Origin of the sequence: Streptomyces sp. NPDC005017 (genome assembly GCF_042873115.1) — a bacterium.
Taxonomy (GTDB): Bacteria; Actinomycetota; Actinomycetes; order Streptomycetales; family Streptomycetaceae; genus Streptomyces.
Genome location: NZ_JBIALD010000002.1, coordinates 24202 through 39546, shown reverse-complemented (window position 1 = coordinate 39546; position 15345 = coordinate 24202). Strand labels below are relative to the sequence as shown.

Genomic DNA, 15345 nt, shown 5'->3' with positions numbered 1-15345 from the left:
CGGTCCGGCGGGCCGCACGCCGCTTCCACGAGAAGGGCTCGGCGATGGTCCAGGGCATATCCGCTTCGACCACGGCGCTCGACTCCGCCTTACGCACGGCCACCCGCGTACGGCTGCTGTTCAGCCTGACCGGGCGGATCGACCCGGCCCTCGCCATCGGCGGGCTCGTCGACCGGCTGGACTTCGGGCGGTTCGGACCGCACCTGCGCTCCGGGGACGCCGTACTGCCCGTGCCGGTGCTCGCCGAGTCCGTCGACCCGGCGGACCTGGCACTGCCGGGCGGCGACCACGGACTGCCCCTCGCCGGTGCCGGGATGGTCGTCGTCACGACCCCGCGCGGGGACGCCACCCTGATCCTGGACTGCGACTTCGCCGTCGGCACCCCGACCGCCGCCCTCGCCCCCTGGCTCGCGGCCACCTGCTTCGAACGCGCGGCGTTCACCCTCGGCGGGCGGCCCCTGCTCGACGTGGTCCAGGCCCGGCTGAACCTGCCCGAGCCGCTCGCCTTCGGCCAGAACGTCCACCAACTCGTCCAGCCCGGCGGTCAGTTGCTCACCGAGCTGCTCACCGCGGCGGCCTCCGGCCAGGACGCCCTCGCCGAACCGCTGAACGAGCTGATCTACCGCGGCAAGCTGCCCGGCGCCCCGCGGCCCGACATCAGCGTGCCGCCCAACCTGTACATCCAGGGCGTGACGCTGGCCGCGCACGGCCGCGGGGTGTCCGTGCAGGCCGGCTGGGCGCCGCACGTGGAGAACGCCCTCACCCTGGTCGCCGTCGGCATGCTGTCCGCGCTCGCCGTGCTCCAGCGCACCCGGCTGAAGTCGTTCGGGATGATGCGGCTCAACCAGCAGGCGACTCCCCGCTCGCCCCGCGCGGCCCGCGAGCTGATCTCCGAACTGTCGGCGGGCGTCAACGAGCTCCAGCTGGACCTGGCGTTCGGCGTGGAGGCCTACGTCGACTCCCTGCTGATCCCGGAGATGCTCACCGAGGCCTTCCAGTCCTCCCTCGGCGAGTCCTTCGGCATCCGCGACAGCCTGGAGAACTCCGCCCGCATGATCGAGCGGCTCACCTCCGTCATCGCCGCCCGCTCGGCGAGCCATGACGCCGCCCTCGCCGACGAGAAGGAACGCCGCGACGGCATCGTCTCCGGTCTGCTCGCCGTGGCCACGCTGATCGCCCTGCCGCCGACCCTGCTGCTGGCCTTCCTCGGCGCCAACGCCTCCGACGTCGACGACACCCGTTCCGTCCTCGACGTGGGCGTCTACGGGTGGGCGTACATCGCGGCCTGGCTGCCCTTCGTGATGCTGGTCGCCGTCGGGTGGCTGCGGCTGCGCCACCGGCCCGGCCGGAACCCGGCCCCGGTCCCCTCGCCCGGCCCCCCGGGCACCCCGCCCGCCTCACCCTCTCCCGCCTCGCCGCTGCCCGCGCCCCGCACCCCGGCCGGGCCGTGACCGCCAGGGCCGCGACCGGCGCGATGCCCCCCTGACCACCCCCGCGCCCCCGATGCCCCATTGACAAGAAGGCACTCAAGTTTTGTGCTGGAGGTGGCAGGCGATCGGGGAGGCCCTGGCGGAAGGGGACGACGATGGCACACGCGGTCGGGATCGATCTCGGAACGACCAACTCGGTGGTGGCCGTACTGGAGGGCGGTGAGGCCACCGTCGTCGCGAACGCGGAGGGCGCGCGGACCACACCGTCGGTGGTGGCCTTCGCCAAGAACGGCGAGGTGCTGGTCGGGGAGGTCGCCAAGCGGCAGGCGGTCACCAACGTCGAGCGCACCGCGCGCTCGGTCAAGCGGTACATGGGCGACACCCGGTGGCACTTCCCGGAGCAGGGCTCCGTGGACGGCACCCGCTACCGGGCCCAGGAGCTGTCGGCCCGGGTGCTCCAGAAGCTCAAGCGGGACGCCGAGGCCTATCTCGGCGAGGACGTCACCGACGCCGTGATCACCGTCCCCGCCTACTTCGACGACGCCCAGCGGCAGGCCACCAAGGAGGCCGGGGAGATCGCGGGCCTGAAGGTGCTGCGGATCATCAACGAGCCCACCGCCGCCGCCCTCGCCTACGGCCTGGACCGCGGCGAGGAGCAGACCGTGCTGGTCTTCGACCTGGGCGGCGGCACCTTCGACGTGTCCCTGCTGGAGATCGGCGACGGCGTCATCGAGGTCAGGGCCACCAACGGCGACACCCGCCTCGGCGGCGACGACTGGGACCAGAGGATCGTCGAGTACCTGGTCAAACGCTTCCAGGGGCAGCACGGCGTCGACCTCGGCCGGGACAAGATGGCCGTCCAGCGACTGCGCGAGGCCGCCGAGCGCGCCAAGATCGAACTGTCCAGCTCCACCGAGACCAACATCAACCTGCCCTATGTCACCGCCTCCGCCGAAGGCCCCCTGCACCTGGAGGAGAAGCTCACCCGCGCCCAGTTCCAGGAGCTCACCGCCGACCTGCTCGACCGCTGCCGGGGGCCCTTCGACCAGGCGGTGAAGGACGCGAACCTCAAGCTCTCCGCGATCGACCACGTCATCCTGGTCGGCGGCTCCACCCGGATGCCCGCCGTCACCGACCTGGTGCGCGAGCTCACCGGCAAGGACCCGCACAAGGGCGTCAACCCCGACGAGGTCGTGGCCGTCGGCGCCGCCCTCCAGGCCGGTGTCATCCGCGGTGACGTCAAGGACGTGCTGCTGCTGGACGTCACCCCGCTGTCCCTGGGCATCGAGACCAAGGGCGGCATCATGACCAGGCTGATCGAGCGCAACACCACGATCCCGACCCGCCGTTCGGAGATCTTCACCACCGCCGAGGACAACCAGCCCTCCGTCGGCATCCAGGTCTACCAGGGCGAACGCGAGATCGCCGCGTACAACAAGAAGCTCGGCACCTTCGACCTCGCCGGACTGCCGCCCGCGCCGCGGGGCGTGCCGCAGATCGAGGTCGCGTTCGACATCGACGCCAACGGGATCATGCACGTCTCCGCCAAGGACCTCGCCACCGGCCGCGAGCAGAAGATGACCGTGACCGGCGGCTCGGCGCTGCCCAAGGACGACATCGACCGCATGATGCGGGACGCGGAACAGTACGCCGAGGAGGACCGCGGCCGCCGCGAGGCCGCCGAGGCCCGCAACCAGGCCGAGCAGCTCGTCTACCAGACCGAGCGGTTCCTGCGCGACAGCGGCGACAAGGTGCCCGCCGACACCCGTGCCGAGGTCGAGGCCGCCGTCACCGCGCTCAAGACCCTGCTGGACCAGGGCGCCGACACCGCCCCCCTGCGCGCCGGCATCGAGAAGCTGGCCTCGGTCAGCCAGCGGATGGGCCAGGCCATGTACGCGAGCGCCCGGGCCGGACAGGGGACCGGCACCGAACAGCCCACCGGGCCCCCGCCGGGCGAGGACGGCGTGGTCGACGCCGAGATCGTCGACGAGGACCGCGACCGGCGCGGGGGAGCGGCCTAGATGCGACGGGCCGGGGAACGCGACGAGCGGGCCTGCGACCCCGCGTTCCCCGGCCCCGGCTAGGAACCCGCGCGCTCCCAGCCCCGCCGCTCCGGCCGCGGTCCGAGCTGCTTCGGGTCGCGGCTGCGGTAGACGATGTACGGGCGGAACAGGTACTGCACGGGCGCGCTGAACATATGCACCAGCCGCGTGTACGGCACCATCGCGATCAGCACCATGCCGATCGCCGCGTGCACCTGGTACAGCACCGGCACGTCCGTCATCAGCGCGGTGTCCGGACTCAGGGTGAACAGACTGCGCGCCCAGGGGCCCATGGACTCCCGGTAGTTGTAGCCGTCGCCGGAGGAGTGGGAGAGCTTGGCGACCATGCCGAGCACGATCGCGCCCAGCAGGAACACGTACATGGCCTTGTCGTTGGCCGTCGTCGCGCGGAACACCGGGGCGTTGGTGCGGCGCCGGTAGATCAGCAGCACGATCCCGACGACCGTGAGCACCCCGGCCGCGGTGCCGCCGTACAGCGAGAACAGATGGTAGGTGTGCTCGCTGACGCCCAGGCCGTCCGTCCAGGACATCGGGATGAACAGCCCGACGAGATGACCCACCAGGACGAAGAGGATGCCGTAGTGGAAGGCCGGCGAGGCGATGCCGAGCAGCTTCGACTCGTAGACCTGCGAGGAGCGGGTCGTCCAGCCGTACTTGTCGTAGCGGTAGCGCCAGATCAGCCCGGCGACCAGCAGGGCGAACGCGAGATACGGCACGACGCCCCAGAGGAAGAGGGTCATGGGCGCGCTCCAACGGGTGCGGGCGGCAGCGTGGCGCACACCGCGTCCAGGACGCGGGCGTACGGGGTGCCGAAGGCGGTCAGCCGGGAGCGGAGCTGCTCCAGGCCGCTGCGGTGACCGACCAGCAGGCCGGTGTCACCGGTGCGGGCGGTGAACTCCAGCACCGCGGGCAGGTAGTCGGGCAGTTCCTCGCCGGTGAACTCCAGTCCGTGGGCGCGGTAGACGTCCTTGAACCGCACCAGCGACATTCCGCGCCGCCGGGTGTCCCCGTCCTGCCACCAGCTCAGATACAGGCTGTGCCGGTTCTTGAAGTCGAAGACGCGCACATAGTGCTCCGCCAGTTCACGGTCCGGGGTGACGGCCGCGTGGTCGGTGAACTCCCGCAGTTGCGGGGCGGCTTCGCGCAGCAGCGGCAGCCGCGCCCGGAAGTCGTCGTCCGGGTAGGTCAGGCACAGCGCGGCCGCCTGGTACAGCACGGCGTCGGAGGGCATCAGGCCTCCTCGGGGTCGTCGGAGGTCTGCCGCCTGCGCAGCACATGGAAGTTCTCCACCGGCACCAGCGGCAGCCGTCTGCGGCCGGAGTCCTGGCCGAACGGTCCGTCGCCGCCCATCCCCGGCCCGCCCTCGTAGTCCAGGCTGCACCCCTCCGGCAGCGCCGACTCCTCCAGCCGGCGCGCGTCGCCCACGGCTGCGGTCGGAATGACGTACCGCTGCTCGTACTTGGCGATCGCCAGCAGCCGGTACATCTCCTCTATCCCGTCCGGCGTCATGCCGACGGCCGCGGCGACCGACGGGTCGGGCTCCTCGCCGAGGTTGACCGCCCGCATATGGGCGCGCATCGCGGCGAGCCTCTCCAGCGAGGCGCGCACGGGCCCCACGTCGCCGGCCGTGAACAGCTCCGCCAGGTACTCCAGCGGAATCCGCAGGGTGTCGATGGCGCCGAACAGGTTGCCCGCGTCCTCCCCGTCGTGCCCGCTCTCGCTGAGCGCGTCCACCACCGGCGACAGCGGCGGGATGTACCAGACCATCGGCAGGGTCCGGTACTCCGGGTGCAGCGGCAGCGCCACCCGGTAGTCGCTGATCAGCGTGCGCACGGGCGAGCGGCGGGCCGCCTCGATCCAGTCGTGGGGGATGCCGGCCTCCTCGGCCGCCCGTCGCACCGCCGGGTCCTCGGGGTCCAGGAACACGTCCAGCTGGGCCTCGTACAGGTCCTTCTCGTCCGGTGTGGCGGCGGCCGCCGTGACCCGGTCGGCGTCGTACAGGACGACCCCGATGTAGCGCAGCCTGCCCACACAGGTCTCGGAGCACACCGTCGGCTGGCCCACCTCGATGCGCGGGTAGCACATGGTGCACTTCTCGGCCTTGCCGGTGGAGTGGTTGAAGTAGACCTTCTTGTAGGGGCATCCGGTCACGCACATCCGCCAGCCCCGGCACTGGTCCTGGTCGACCAGCACGATCCCGTCCTCGCTGCGCTTGTACATCGCGCCGGACGGACAGGAGGCGACGCACGAGGGGTTGAGACAGTGCTCGCAGATGCGCGGCAGATAGAACATGAAGGCCTGTTCGTACTCGAACCGCACCTTGTCCGAGGCCTGTTGCCGGGTCCGCTCCACCATCGGGTCGAGGTCGCCGTAGGCGGGGGCGCCGCCCAGGCTGTCGTCCCAGTTGGAGGACCACTCGATCTTCATCGGCTTGCCGTCGAGCTGGGAGACGGGACGGGCGACCGGGTAGTCGTCGCCGAACGGGGCGTCGGTGAGGTTGCGGTACTCGTACGTCCAGGGCTCGTAGTAGTCCTTGATCTCCGGCAGCTTCGGGTTGGAGAAGATCCCGGCGAGCTTCCTGAACCGGCCGCCCGCCTTCAGCCGCAGCGCGCCGCGCCGGTTCAGCTCCCAGCCGCCGCGCCAGGTGTCCTGGTCCTCGTAGCGGCGGGGATAGCCCTGGCCGGGCCGCGTCTCGACGTTGTTGAACCAGACGTACTCCATGCCGCGCCGGTTGGTCCACGCCTGCTTGCAGGTCACCGAGCAGGTGTGGCAGCCGATGCACTTGTCGAGGTTCATGACCATCGCGACCTGCGCCATGCAGCGTCCGACGGGGGCGTCACCACGGGGCATCAGTACTCGACCTCCTGGGCACGACGGCGGATCACCGTCACCTCGTCGCGCTGGTTGCCGGTCGGCCCCAGGTAGTTGAACGCCCAGCTCAACTGGGCGTAGCCGCCGACGAGATGGGACGGCTTGAGCAGCACGCGGGTCAGCGAGTTGTGGATGCCGCCGCGCATTCCGGTCGTCTCCGTCCTCGGCACGTTCACCGTGCGCTCCTGCGCGTGGTGCATATAGACCGTGCCGGCCGGCATCCGGTGCGAGACGATCGCGCGGGCGACGACCACGCCGTTGCGGTTGACCGCCTCGATCCAGTCGTTGTCCTCGACCCCGATGGCGTCCGCGTCCTGCGGGGCCATCCAGATGGACTGGCCGCCCCGGGACAGCGCCAGCATGAACAGGTTGTCCTGGTACTCGGAGTGGATGGACCACTTGTTGTGCGGGGTGAGGTAGCGGACCGTCACCTCCCGCTGCCCGTCCGCCCCGAGCCGTGGCTCGCCGAACAGCCGGTTCATGTCCAGCGGCGGCCGGTACACCGGCAGCGCCTCGCCCAGTTCGTGGATCCAGTCGTGGTCGAGGAAGAAGTGCTGCCGTCCGGTGAGGGTGTGCCAGGGCTTGAGATGCTCGGTGTTGAGCGTGAACGCCGTGTAGCGGCGCCCGCCCGACTCGCTGCCGGACCACTCCGGCGAGGTGATCACCGGCACCGGAGCCGCCTGGGTGTCGGCGTACGTGACCCGCTTGCCCTCGTGCTCGGCGGACAGATGGGCCATCTCCTGCCCGGTCCGGCCCTCCAGCGTGTGGAAGCCCTGGGTGGCGAGCCGGCCGTTGGTCGTGCCGGACAGCGCGAGGATCGTGTTCGCCGCCTTCACGGCCGTGTCGAGCGAGGGACGGCCCTCGTAACCGGTCCCGTTCAGCTCGCGCAGATGGGCGACCTCCTCGTCCGGCTTCAGCGCGATGCCCTTGGCGGGCAGTCCGAGTCGCTCCACGAGGGGACCGAGCGCCGCGAACTTCGCGCCGATCGCGGTGTAGTCGCGCTCCACCACCACCAGGTTCGGCATGGTCTTCCCCGGCACCGGGTCGCATTCGCCGCGCTTCCAGTCCCTGACGACACCGCCCGGCTGGGCCGTCTCGCCCGGGGTGTCGTGCTGGAGCGGCGCGGCCACCAGGTCCTTGCGCACGCCCAGATGGTCCACGGCCAGCTCGCTCAGCTTCTCGGCGAGGGCCTTGAAGGCGTCGAAGTCGGTGCGCGCCTGCCAGGGCGGGTCCACGGCCGGGGTGAAGGAGTGGACGTAGGGGTGCATGTCCGTGCTGGACAGGTCGTGCTTCTCGTACCAGGTCGCGGCCGGCAGGACGACGTCCGACAGCAGGGTGGAGGAGGTCTGCCGGAAGTCCAGCGACAGCAGCAGGTCGAGCTTGCCCTCGGGTGCCCGCTCGTGCCACTTCACGTCCCTCGGCCGGACGTCCTCGCCGGCCTCCTCGGCGCGCAGCGAGGAGTGGGTGCCGAGCAGATGCCGGGTGAAGTACTCGGCGCCCTTCGCGGAGGAGCCGAGCAGATTGGCCCGCCACAGGTTCAGCACGCGCGGCCAGTTCTCCGGGGCGTCGGGGTCCTCGCACGCGAACTTCAGCGTCCCGGCGCGCAGTTCGGCCACCGCCTTGGCGACCGGGTCGCCGAACGTCTCGCCGAGCTCCAGCGGATTGCGGTCGAAGGTCGGATACGACGGCATCCAGCCCGAACGCGCCGACAGGGCGAGGCAGTCGGTGCCCGTCATCCCCTCGAAGCGGCCCTCTCCCAGCGGTGAGGCCAGTACGTCGGCGGTGAACCGGTCGTAGCGCCACTGGTCGGTGTTGAGGTACCAGTACCCGGCGCCGATCATCTGGCGCGGCGGCCGGGACCAGTCGCTCGCGGCGGCCAGCGTGGCCCAGCCGGTCACCGGACGGCACTTCTCCTGGCCCACGTAGTGCGCCCAGCCGCCGCCGTTGCGGCCCTGGCAGCCGGTGAGCTTGAGCAGGGCCAGGAACGCGCGGTAGATGGTCTCCGAGTGGAACCAGTGGTTGGTGCCCGCCCCCATCAGGATCATGCAGCGGCCCTTCGACCGCTCTGCGGTCCGCGCGAACTCCCGTGCGATCTTCACGCACTTGGCCGCCGGCACCGAGGTGTGCGCCTCCTGCCAGGCGGGTGTGCCGGGGGCCGACGCGTCCTCGTAGGAGGCCGGCCAGGTGCCCGGCAGCCCGGGGCGCCCGACACCGTACTGCGCGAGGAGCAGGTCGAACACGGTCGTCACCAGCGGGCCGCCGCCGGGCAGCCGCACCGCCGGGACGCCACGGCGGACGACCTCTCCGCGGCCCTGCCCGTGCTCACCGCCCTCGGTGTCGAAGCGCGGCAGCAGCACTTCCACGCCGGGCTGGCCCAGCAGGGTCAAGTGCGGCTCGATGCCGTTCAGTCGCAGGTTCCAGCGGCCCTTGCCCGACTCCGTCCAGCGGAAGCCCAGCGAGCCGTTCGGCACCTCGGGCCGCCCGCTCACCTCGTCCAGCACGACCGTCTTCCACTCCGCGCCCTCCCCGCCCTGCCCCACGTCGGAGGCCCGCAGGAACTTGTGCGGCACATACGCCCCGTCCCGCTCGGCGAGCGTCACCAGGAACGGCAGATCGGTGAACTTCCGTACGTAGTCCGAGAAGAACGGCGTCTCCCGGTCGACGAAGAACTCCTTGAGGATCACATGCCCCATCGCCAGGGCCAGCGCCCCGTCCGTGCCGGGGTGCGGATGCAGCCACTCGTCGGCGAACTTGGCGTTGTCCGCGTAGTCCGGGGCGACCACCACCACCTTCTGGCCGCGGTAGCGGGCCTCCGCCATCCAGTGGGCGTCCGGGGTGCGGGTCACCGGCACGTTGGAGCCCCACATCATCAGATACGCCGCGTCCCACCAGTCCCCGGACTCCGGCACGTCCGTCTGGTCCCCGAACACCTGCGGGGAGGCGACCGGCAGATCCGCGTACCAGTCGTAGAACGACAGCATCGGCGCGCCGATCAGGGAGTGGAAGCGGGCGCCCGCCGCGTGGGACACCATCGACATCGCGGGGATGGGGGAGAAGCCCGCGATCCGGTCCGGGCCGTACTCCTTGATCGTGTGCACATGCGCGGCCGCGACCAGCTCCACGGCCTCGTCCCAGGTCGCCCGCAGCAGGCCGCCCTTGCCGCGGGCCCGCTGGTAGCGGCCGCGGCGCTCGGGGTCGCCCTGGATGTCCGCCCAGGCCAGCACCGGGTCCTTCAGCCGCGCCTTCGCCTCGCGGTACATCTCCAGCAGCACGCCCCGGATGTACGGGTAGCGCACCCGGGTGGGGGAGTAGGTGTACCAGGAGAAGGCGGCGCCGCGCGGGCAGCCGCGCGGCTCGTACTCGGGGCGGTCGGGGCCCACCGACGGGTAGTCCGTCTGCTGGGTCTCCCAGGTGATGATCCCGTCCTTGACGTACACCTTCCACCGGCACGAGCCCGTGCAGTTCACCCCGTGCGTGGAGTTCACGACCTTGTCGTGGCTCCAGCGGTCCCGGTAGAAGGCGTCCGCCTCCCGGCCGCCCACCAGGCCGATGCTGTGCAGATCGGGGGCCGCCGTACCGGGCCGGAAGAACCGTCCCGCGCGCAACAGGGCGGCGCCCGGTTCGGTGGGCGGGGTCCGCGTCTCGGTCACGTGCGCTCCCTCGGCTCGCCTCGTGACTCGAACCTAGAGGCGAGCGGGGGAGCGCACCCGTCCACGGCGCCCGTACGGGTCACGCCGTACGGGCGCGGCGGGCGGCGTCCGCGACCGCCGGGGCCGTGGACCCGGGCGTCAGGGCTTGCGCGCCACTCCCGCGTACACCGGCACGATGCCCTCGGCCTGGGACTCCACGTCCTCGGCCTCCGGACGCCAGCCGTGCACCGGGATCAGACCGGGGCCGAGCAGCTCGAGGCCCTCGAAGAACCGGGCGAACTCGCCGACCGTGCGCGGGAAGAACGGGGTGCCGCTGCGCCGGAAGTTCTCCGCCGCCTGCTCGATGGCCGCCGGGTTCAGGTCGGGCGTGACCTGGGACAGGATGAGATAGCTGCCCGGTGCGAGCGCGTCCACGTACCGCTTCAGCAGGTCGTACGCCTCGTCGTCCAGGTAGTGCGTGAGCGCGACCAGCGACAGCGCGACCGGCTCGGCCAGGTCCAGGGACTGCCGGGCCCGCTCCAGCAGCGCGTCCACGTCCCGTACGTCGGCGTGCACGTAGTCGGTGCTGCCCTCGGCCGTGCCGCCCAGCAGGGCCTCCGCGTGCCGCAGCACGATCGGGTCGTTGTCGGCGTACACGACCCTGGCGTCCGGGGCGACGCGCTGGGCTACCTGGTGCAGGTTCGGCTCGGTGGGGATGCCGGTGCCGACGTCGAGGAACTGGCGGATCCCGGCCTCGGCGACCGTGCGCACGGCACGCTGCATGAAGCGCCGGTTGGCGCGCGCGCCGCGCACCACCGTGCCGTCGACGGCGAGGATGCGGCGGGCCAGCTCCTCGTCCACCGGGTAGTTGTCCTTGCCGCCCAGCCACCAGTCGTACACCCGGGCCGGGTGCGGCCGGCTGGTGTCGATACGGGGGGCTGCGGCGTCGGATCCGGTCATGCGGGGTGTACTCCTCGATAACGGTAGGGGTGGTGCGGAACCAGGGTCCTTCTGATGGATCTCCGCGGCGTCGCGACGCCCGGCACGCACCCTAGGCGTGCGGTGCGGAGGGACAGCCGGCTCCGCACATGACCCTCCGCACCGCACGCCGATCGCACGCACCGGACGCCGCTCCTTCTCCCACGGAGATCCATCAGAAGGACCCTAGTAGCGCTCGCGGTACTCGCGGAGGATCTTCCTGGTGCGCTGGGCCGAGGCCGCGTGCGCGGTGACATGGTCCAGGACCTCCAGATGGGCGGAGACCTCCCGCCGCGAGTCGAGATACAGCGCGCCGGTCAGATACTCGGTGAACACCATGTCGGGCAGCTCCGGTTCGGCGAAGCGGAACAGCGAGAACGGCGCGTACGTCCCCGGGTGCGGGCCGCTCGCGAACTCGGCGACCTGGAGCGTGATCCGGTCGTGCTCGGCGGCCTCCAGCAGCCGGTCCAGCTGGCCGCGCATCACCTGGGCGCGGCTGCACACCGGCCGGGCCAGCACGGTCTCGTCCATGATCACCCACAGATGGGGCAGGTTCTCCCGCTCCAGCAGCCGCTGCCGCTCCATGCGCAGTGACACGTGCCGCTCCACGGTGTCGGGCCCGGTCTGCCCTATCGTCCCCGCGTCCAGCACCGCACGGGCGTAGTCCTCGGTCTGGAGCAGGCCGGGCACGAAGTGCGGCTCGTAGGAGCGGATCAGGCGCGCGGCGCCCTCCAGGCTGACGTACATGCTGAACCAGTCGGGCAGCACGTCGTGGTAACGCTGCCACCAGCCAGGCCTGTTGGCGTCCTCGGCGAGCGCCACGAACGCCGCGGCCTCGCCCGGCGCCACGCCGTACGTCTCCAACAGCACCTGTACATAAGGAATCTTGAGCGCGACCTCGGCCATCTCCATACGGCGCACCGTCGCCGGCGCCACCCGCAGGACCTGGGCCGCCTCCTCGCGCCTCAGCCCGGCCTTCTCCCGCAGCTCCTGGAGCCGCTTGCCGAGCACCACCTGCCCCACAGTGGGCGCAGCCCGCCGCTCACTCACGCCACGCCTCCCCTACGCGCCGAAAGCCTGAGGGCAGTCTGCCATGCCGTCCCGCTCCGCTCAGGAGTACGGCCATGAGTCCTTCACCACGCAACGGACTTGGACGCCAGCGCCCCGTTTTCAGGGGCACGGGACTGTGTCGATCTGCGGCTACCGCCGCGCGGGCGCGACAAGCCCCCGCAACCCGGTGGCCGCCGACAAAGAGCACCCCCCACCCCCGTGCGGCGCACCCCATTACCCCCCAGGTAATCGACCCGCCCCGCCCCGCAGGGACATCGTGGTGCCACGGGCTCCGGCCGGCGCACTCCGGCCGGACCCCGCCCACAGCCCCACCACACCCACACCACGACCCGACCCGACCCGACCCGACGGAGGGTGACTCCCATGTCCGCAACCACACTCACCGCCCTCGCCCGCACCGCCGAGCCGAACACCGCACTCCGCCGCTTCCTCGCCCTGGACGCGATCGTGACCGGCGCCAACGGCCTGGCCTACCTCGCCGCCTCCGGCCCGCTCGGCCGACTGCTCGGCGTCGACGGAACGCTGCTCCTGGAACTGGGCGCGATCCTCACCGTGTACGCCCTCGCGGTGGCCGTACTCGCCACCCGTACCCGCCCCGCCGCGCTGCCGGTCAAGGCCGTCGTGGAGACCAACCTCGCCTGGGCGGCCCTGAGTTTCGCCGCACTCGGACTGTGGCTGACCCCGACCACCACCGGCGCGGTGTGGACCGTGCTCCAGGCCGTCACCGTCGCCGGGTTCGCCCTCCTGCAGCACATGTCCCTGAGGAACCGTCAGGCCATGAGCGAGTGAAGGTACTTGACCGTCGCCGGGTCGGCCGGGAGCAGCGTCTCGATGGCCAGCTCGGCGACGGTCACGTCCATGGGGGTGTTGAACGTGGAGATCGAGGAGATGAACGACAGCACCCGCCCCTCGTGCTCCACCTGGAGCGGCAGCGCGAAGTACGGCACCGGCTCCTCCGGCTCCGCACCGCCGGCGGCCCCCGCGGGCACCGGGTACGCCGACACCTCCTCGTACAGCTCCCGCAGCGGCTGCGAGCGGTGCAGGGCGATCTGCCGCTCCATCTGGGCCAGCAGATGCCCGCGCCACTCGGGCAGATTGCGGATGCGCGGCGCGAGCCCCCGCGGATGCAGGGTCAGCCGCATCGCGTTCAGCGGCGGCGCGAGCAGCTCCTCGGGCAGCCCGTCCATCAGCATCAGGATGCCCCGGTTGGCGGCCACCACGTCGTACGTCGCGTCGACCACCAGCGCCGGGTAGGGCTCGTAGCCCTGGATGAGCCGCTCCATGCCCTCGCGCAGCGAGCGCAGCGCAGGGTCGTCCAGCGGCGTCTCGGAGTAGCGCGGGGCGTAACCGGCCGCCAGCAGCAGGGCGTTGCGCTCGCGGACGGGCACGTCGAGGTGCTCGGTGAGCCGCAGCACCATCTCCTCGCTGGGCCGGGAGCGGCCGGTCTCGACGAAGCTGATGTGCCGGGCGGAGGAGCCGGCGCGCAGTGCCAGCTCCAGCTGGCTCACCCGGCGTTGCTCGCGCCAGGCCCGCAGCAGCGTGCCGACGCTGTTGTCGGTGGCGGCGGAGGCGGACACGGCGGCGGACAGGGGTGTGGTCATGTGGACGACCGTAGTCGAGCCGCGCACGCTGGACAGGTACGCGTCCCCCCGAGGAAGGGAGCCATGCCGTGGCCGTCGAACCCCTGTCGCAGAAGGAGATCGAGGAGCGGCTGGCCGAGCTGCCGGGCTGGGCGGTCGAGGACGACCGCCTGGTGCGCACCTACCGGCTCGCCTCCCACCCCGCCGCGACCGCGCTCGTGGTGCACATCGCCCGGGTCCAGGAGGAGCTGAACCACCATTCCGACCTCACCCTCGGCTACAACACCGTCCGTCTCTCGGTGAACACCCACAGCGCCGATTCCAAGGTCACCGCGCTGGACTTCGACCTGGCGAGAAAAGTCGAAGACCTCGCGCCCGCCCATGGGGCAAGCTGATCCGGCTGATCGATCAGCGGATGCCCCCGGGGGTGGCGTGTGCTCGACTACGACAAGGAAGCCGGTGCCTACGACGCCCTGCGCGGCGGTGAGCCCCGGGCCGCCGCCGCGGCCGAGGCCGTCCTGGGCCTTCTGCCGCCCCGGTGCCCCGGGCTGCTGGACGTGGCCTGCGGCACGGGCATCGTCACCCGGCGCCTGGCCGCCGCCCGCCCGGAAACCCGGGTGACCGGCGTCGACCTCGCCCTCGGCATGGCCCGTACGGCCGATGCCCGGATGCCCGGCACGGTCGTCGTCGGCGACAGCCGCCGGCTGCCCTTCCCGGACGCCTCCTTCGACGCGGTGGTGAGCGTCTGGCTGCTCCACCTGCTCGACGACGCCGACGTACGGCGGGCGGTCGCCGAGTGCGCCCGGGTGCTGCGGCCCGGCGGGGTGTACGTCACCACGGTCGACAAGGCCGCCGCGCACAACGTCGGCAGCGACATCGACGCGGTCCTCGCCGCCCGGCCGCGCAGCCCCGCCCACGACACCGCCGGGCACGTCACGGCCCTCGCCGCCGCGCACGGGCTCGTGCCCGCCGGACGGGCCCGCTTCCCCGGCCGCGGCCAGGGCCGCAGCCCCCGCCGCACCATCGCCGACCTGCGCCGCGGCTGGTTCGTCACCCTCGCCCCCGGCGAGGCCCTCACCGAGACCTTCGCCGCCCGCCTGGCCGCCCTCCCCGACCAGGACCGCCCCCGCCCGGACCCGGTGTTCAGCGTGCGGGCGTACCGCAGAACGTAGCGACGCCTTCGACGGCGCCGGTCACGGGCCGCTCACGCACGCCCTCCCGTGGTGCCCTCGGCCATGCTGTCGGCCAGATAGGAGGCCAGGTCGGGGGCGGCGGGGGCGAGCAGATGCCGTACCCAGGCGTCCCGCTCGTGCCGGATCGGCGGCAGCTCCCACACACAGCCGATCCACGGCCGGTCCAGCGTCACGAAGTGGGCCGGGTCGCGGTCGGGGCAGCCCAGCACGGGCTGTCCGGCGGCCGCGCCGCGGAAGTGGATCACGTTGTCCCAGACCCAGCTGTACGCGTTGAGATAGGCGCCGTCGTCGCCGCCCCGGTGCAGCACGACGAAGGTCGCGGGCGGCGTGCCGTCGGGGTCCGGCAGCAGCTTCGGCAGGATCGCGTAGGCGGCCGCGGCGACCTCGGGCGCGATGCCCGCCGGGTCGGAGGTGACGTGGTAGCGCTTGATGTGCCGCCCGGCGACCTCGATCGGCGGCGGGACGGTGAGCAGTTTCTCCTCGAAGGCCATGACGCGCACGCTAAGGGCGCTTCACTGACATCCTGTGGC

General features: G+C 71.9%; 13 protein-coding genes. 5 read left to right on the top strand and 8 right to left on the bottom strand.

All coding sequences use genetic code 11. The annotated features are described in order from the left end of the window. Window positions 1-44 precede the first annotated feature (44 nt). Window positions 45-1451, top strand: coding sequence for a hypothetical protein (locus tag ACFYR0_RS02965; protein WP_389321224.1), 1407 nt, complete (start codon window positions 45-47; stop codon window positions 1449-1451). Between the two features lie 134 nt (window positions 1452-1585). Then, window positions 1586-3451: a molecular chaperone DnaK gene (dnaK, locus tag ACFYR0_RS02960; protein WP_389321221.1), complete on the top strand. Its 1866-nt coding sequence runs from the start codon at window positions 1586-1588 to the stop codon at window positions 3449-3451. Window positions 3452-3510: 59 nt separating this feature from the next. Here dnaK and narI read toward each other — a convergent pair whose 3' ends face one another. The 6 genes from narI to ACFYR0_RS02930 all read right to left on the bottom strand — a co-directional run bounded on the left by narI (window position 3511) and on the right by ACFYR0_RS02930 (window position 12021). Further along, window positions 3511-4233, bottom strand: a complete 723-nt coding sequence (gene narI / locus ACFYR0_RS02955) for a respiratory nitrate reductase subunit gamma (RefSeq protein WP_389321219.1) — start codon at window positions 4231-4233, stop codon at window positions 3511-3513. Beyond that, on the bottom strand, window positions 4230-4724 hold the full coding sequence (narJ, locus tag ACFYR0_RS02950; protein ID WP_389321216.1) for a nitrate reductase molybdenum cofactor assembly chaperone: 495 nt from the start codon (window positions 4722-4724) through the stop codon (window positions 4230-4232). The genes narI and narJ overlap by 4 nt, the downstream gene beginning before the upstream one ends. Continuing rightward, window positions 4724-6343: a nitrate reductase subunit beta gene (gene narH / locus ACFYR0_RS02945; protein WP_389321213.1), complete on the bottom strand. Its 1620-nt coding sequence runs from the start codon at window positions 6341-6343 to the stop codon at window positions 4724-4726. Before narH ends, narJ begins: the two co-directional genes overlap by 1 nt. Next, the gene (locus ACFYR0_RS02940) at window positions 6343-10014 is read right to left on the bottom strand and encodes a nitrate reductase subunit alpha (RefSeq protein WP_389321210.1); all 3672 of its coding nucleotides are present in this window, start codon (window positions 10012-10014) and stop codon (window positions 6343-6345) included. Before ACFYR0_RS02940 ends, narH begins: the two co-directional genes overlap by 1 nt. 138 nt (window positions 10015-10152) lie before the next feature. Beyond that, window positions 10153-10953 (bottom strand): SAM-dependent methyltransferase, encoded by an 801-nt coding sequence (locus tag ACFYR0_RS02935; protein WP_389321207.1) that lies wholly within the window; start codon window positions 10951-10953, stop codon window positions 10153-10155. Window positions 10954-11157: 204 nt separating this feature from the next. Then, a complete protein-coding gene (locus ACFYR0_RS02930; RefSeq protein WP_389321204.1) occupies window positions 11158-12021 on the bottom strand; it encodes a helix-turn-helix domain-containing protein in 864 nt (287 codons plus the stop codon). A gap of 384 nt (window positions 12022-12405) precedes the next feature. Between ACFYR0_RS02930 and ACFYR0_RS02925 the strand changes: the two genes are divergently transcribed. Beyond that, a complete protein-coding gene (locus ACFYR0_RS02925; RefSeq protein ID WP_389321201.1) occupies window positions 12406-12831 on the top strand; it encodes a hypothetical protein in 426 nt (141 codons plus the stop codon). Here the strand turns inward: ACFYR0_RS02925 and ACFYR0_RS02920 are convergent. Continuing rightward, entirely contained in the window at window positions 12813-13643 is an 831-nt protein-coding gene (locus ACFYR0_RS02920) for a helix-turn-helix domain-containing protein (RefSeq protein WP_389321198.1), read from the bottom strand. The genes ACFYR0_RS02925 and ACFYR0_RS02920 overlap by 19 nt on opposite strands. Window positions 13644-13711: 68 nt before the next feature. Here ACFYR0_RS02920 and ACFYR0_RS02915 point away from each other — a divergent pair, with 68 nt between their 5' ends. After that, entirely contained in the window at window positions 13712-14017 is a 306-nt protein-coding gene (locus ACFYR0_RS02915) for a 4a-hydroxytetrahydrobiopterin dehydratase (RefSeq protein ID WP_389321195.1), read from the top strand. Window positions 14018-14056: 39 nt separating this feature from the next. Further along, on the top strand, window positions 14057-14794 hold the full coding sequence (locus ACFYR0_RS02910) for a class I SAM-dependent methyltransferase (RefSeq protein ID WP_389321193.1): 738 nt from the start codon (window positions 14057-14059) through the stop codon (window positions 14792-14794). 32 nt (window positions 14795-14826) lie between these two features. Here ACFYR0_RS02910 and ACFYR0_RS02905 read toward each other — a convergent pair whose 3' ends face one another. Further along, window positions 14827-15306, bottom strand: coding sequence for a hypothetical protein (locus ACFYR0_RS02905; protein WP_389321191.1), 480 nt, complete (start codon window positions 15304-15306; stop codon window positions 14827-14829). Between the last annotated feature and the right edge of the window lie 39 nt (window positions 15307-15345).

Excerpts from the sequence above, each read along its gene's own strand:
- ACFYR0_RS02920 (WP_389321198.1), bottom strand. The coding sequence starts at position 13,643 with ATGACCACACCCCTGTCCGCCGCCGTGTCCGCCTCCGCCGCCACCGAC.
- dnaK (WP_389321221.1), top strand. The coding sequence starts at position 1,586 with ATGGCACACGCGGTCGGGATCGATCTCGGAACGACCAACTCGGTGGTG.
- ACFYR0_RS02965 (WP_389321224.1), top strand. The coding sequence starts at position 45 with ATGGTCCAGGGCATATCCGCTTCGACCACGGCGCTCGACTCCGCCTTA.
- narH (WP_389321213.1), bottom strand. The coding sequence starts at position 6,343 with ATGCCCCGTGGTGACGCCCCCGTCGGACGCTGCATGGCGCAGGTCGCG.
- ACFYR0_RS02935 (WP_389321207.1), bottom strand. The coding sequence starts at position 10,953 with ATGACCGGATCCGACGCCGCAGCCCCCCGTATCGACACCAGCCGGCCG.
- narI (WP_389321219.1), bottom strand. The coding sequence starts at position 4,233 with ATGACCCTCTTCCTCTGGGGCGTCGTGCCGTATCTCGCGTTCGCCCTG.
- narJ (WP_389321216.1), bottom strand. The coding sequence starts at position 4,724 with ATGCCCTCCGACGCCGTGCTGTACCAGGCGGCCGCGCTGTGCCTGACC.
- ACFYR0_RS02905 (WP_389321191.1), bottom strand. The coding sequence starts at position 15,306 with ATGGCCTTCGAGGAGAAACTGCTCACCGTCCCGCCGCCGATCGAGGTC.
- ACFYR0_RS02925 (WP_389321201.1), top strand. The coding sequence starts at position 12,406 with ATGTCCGCAACCACACTCACCGCCCTCGCCCGCACCGCCGAGCCGAAC.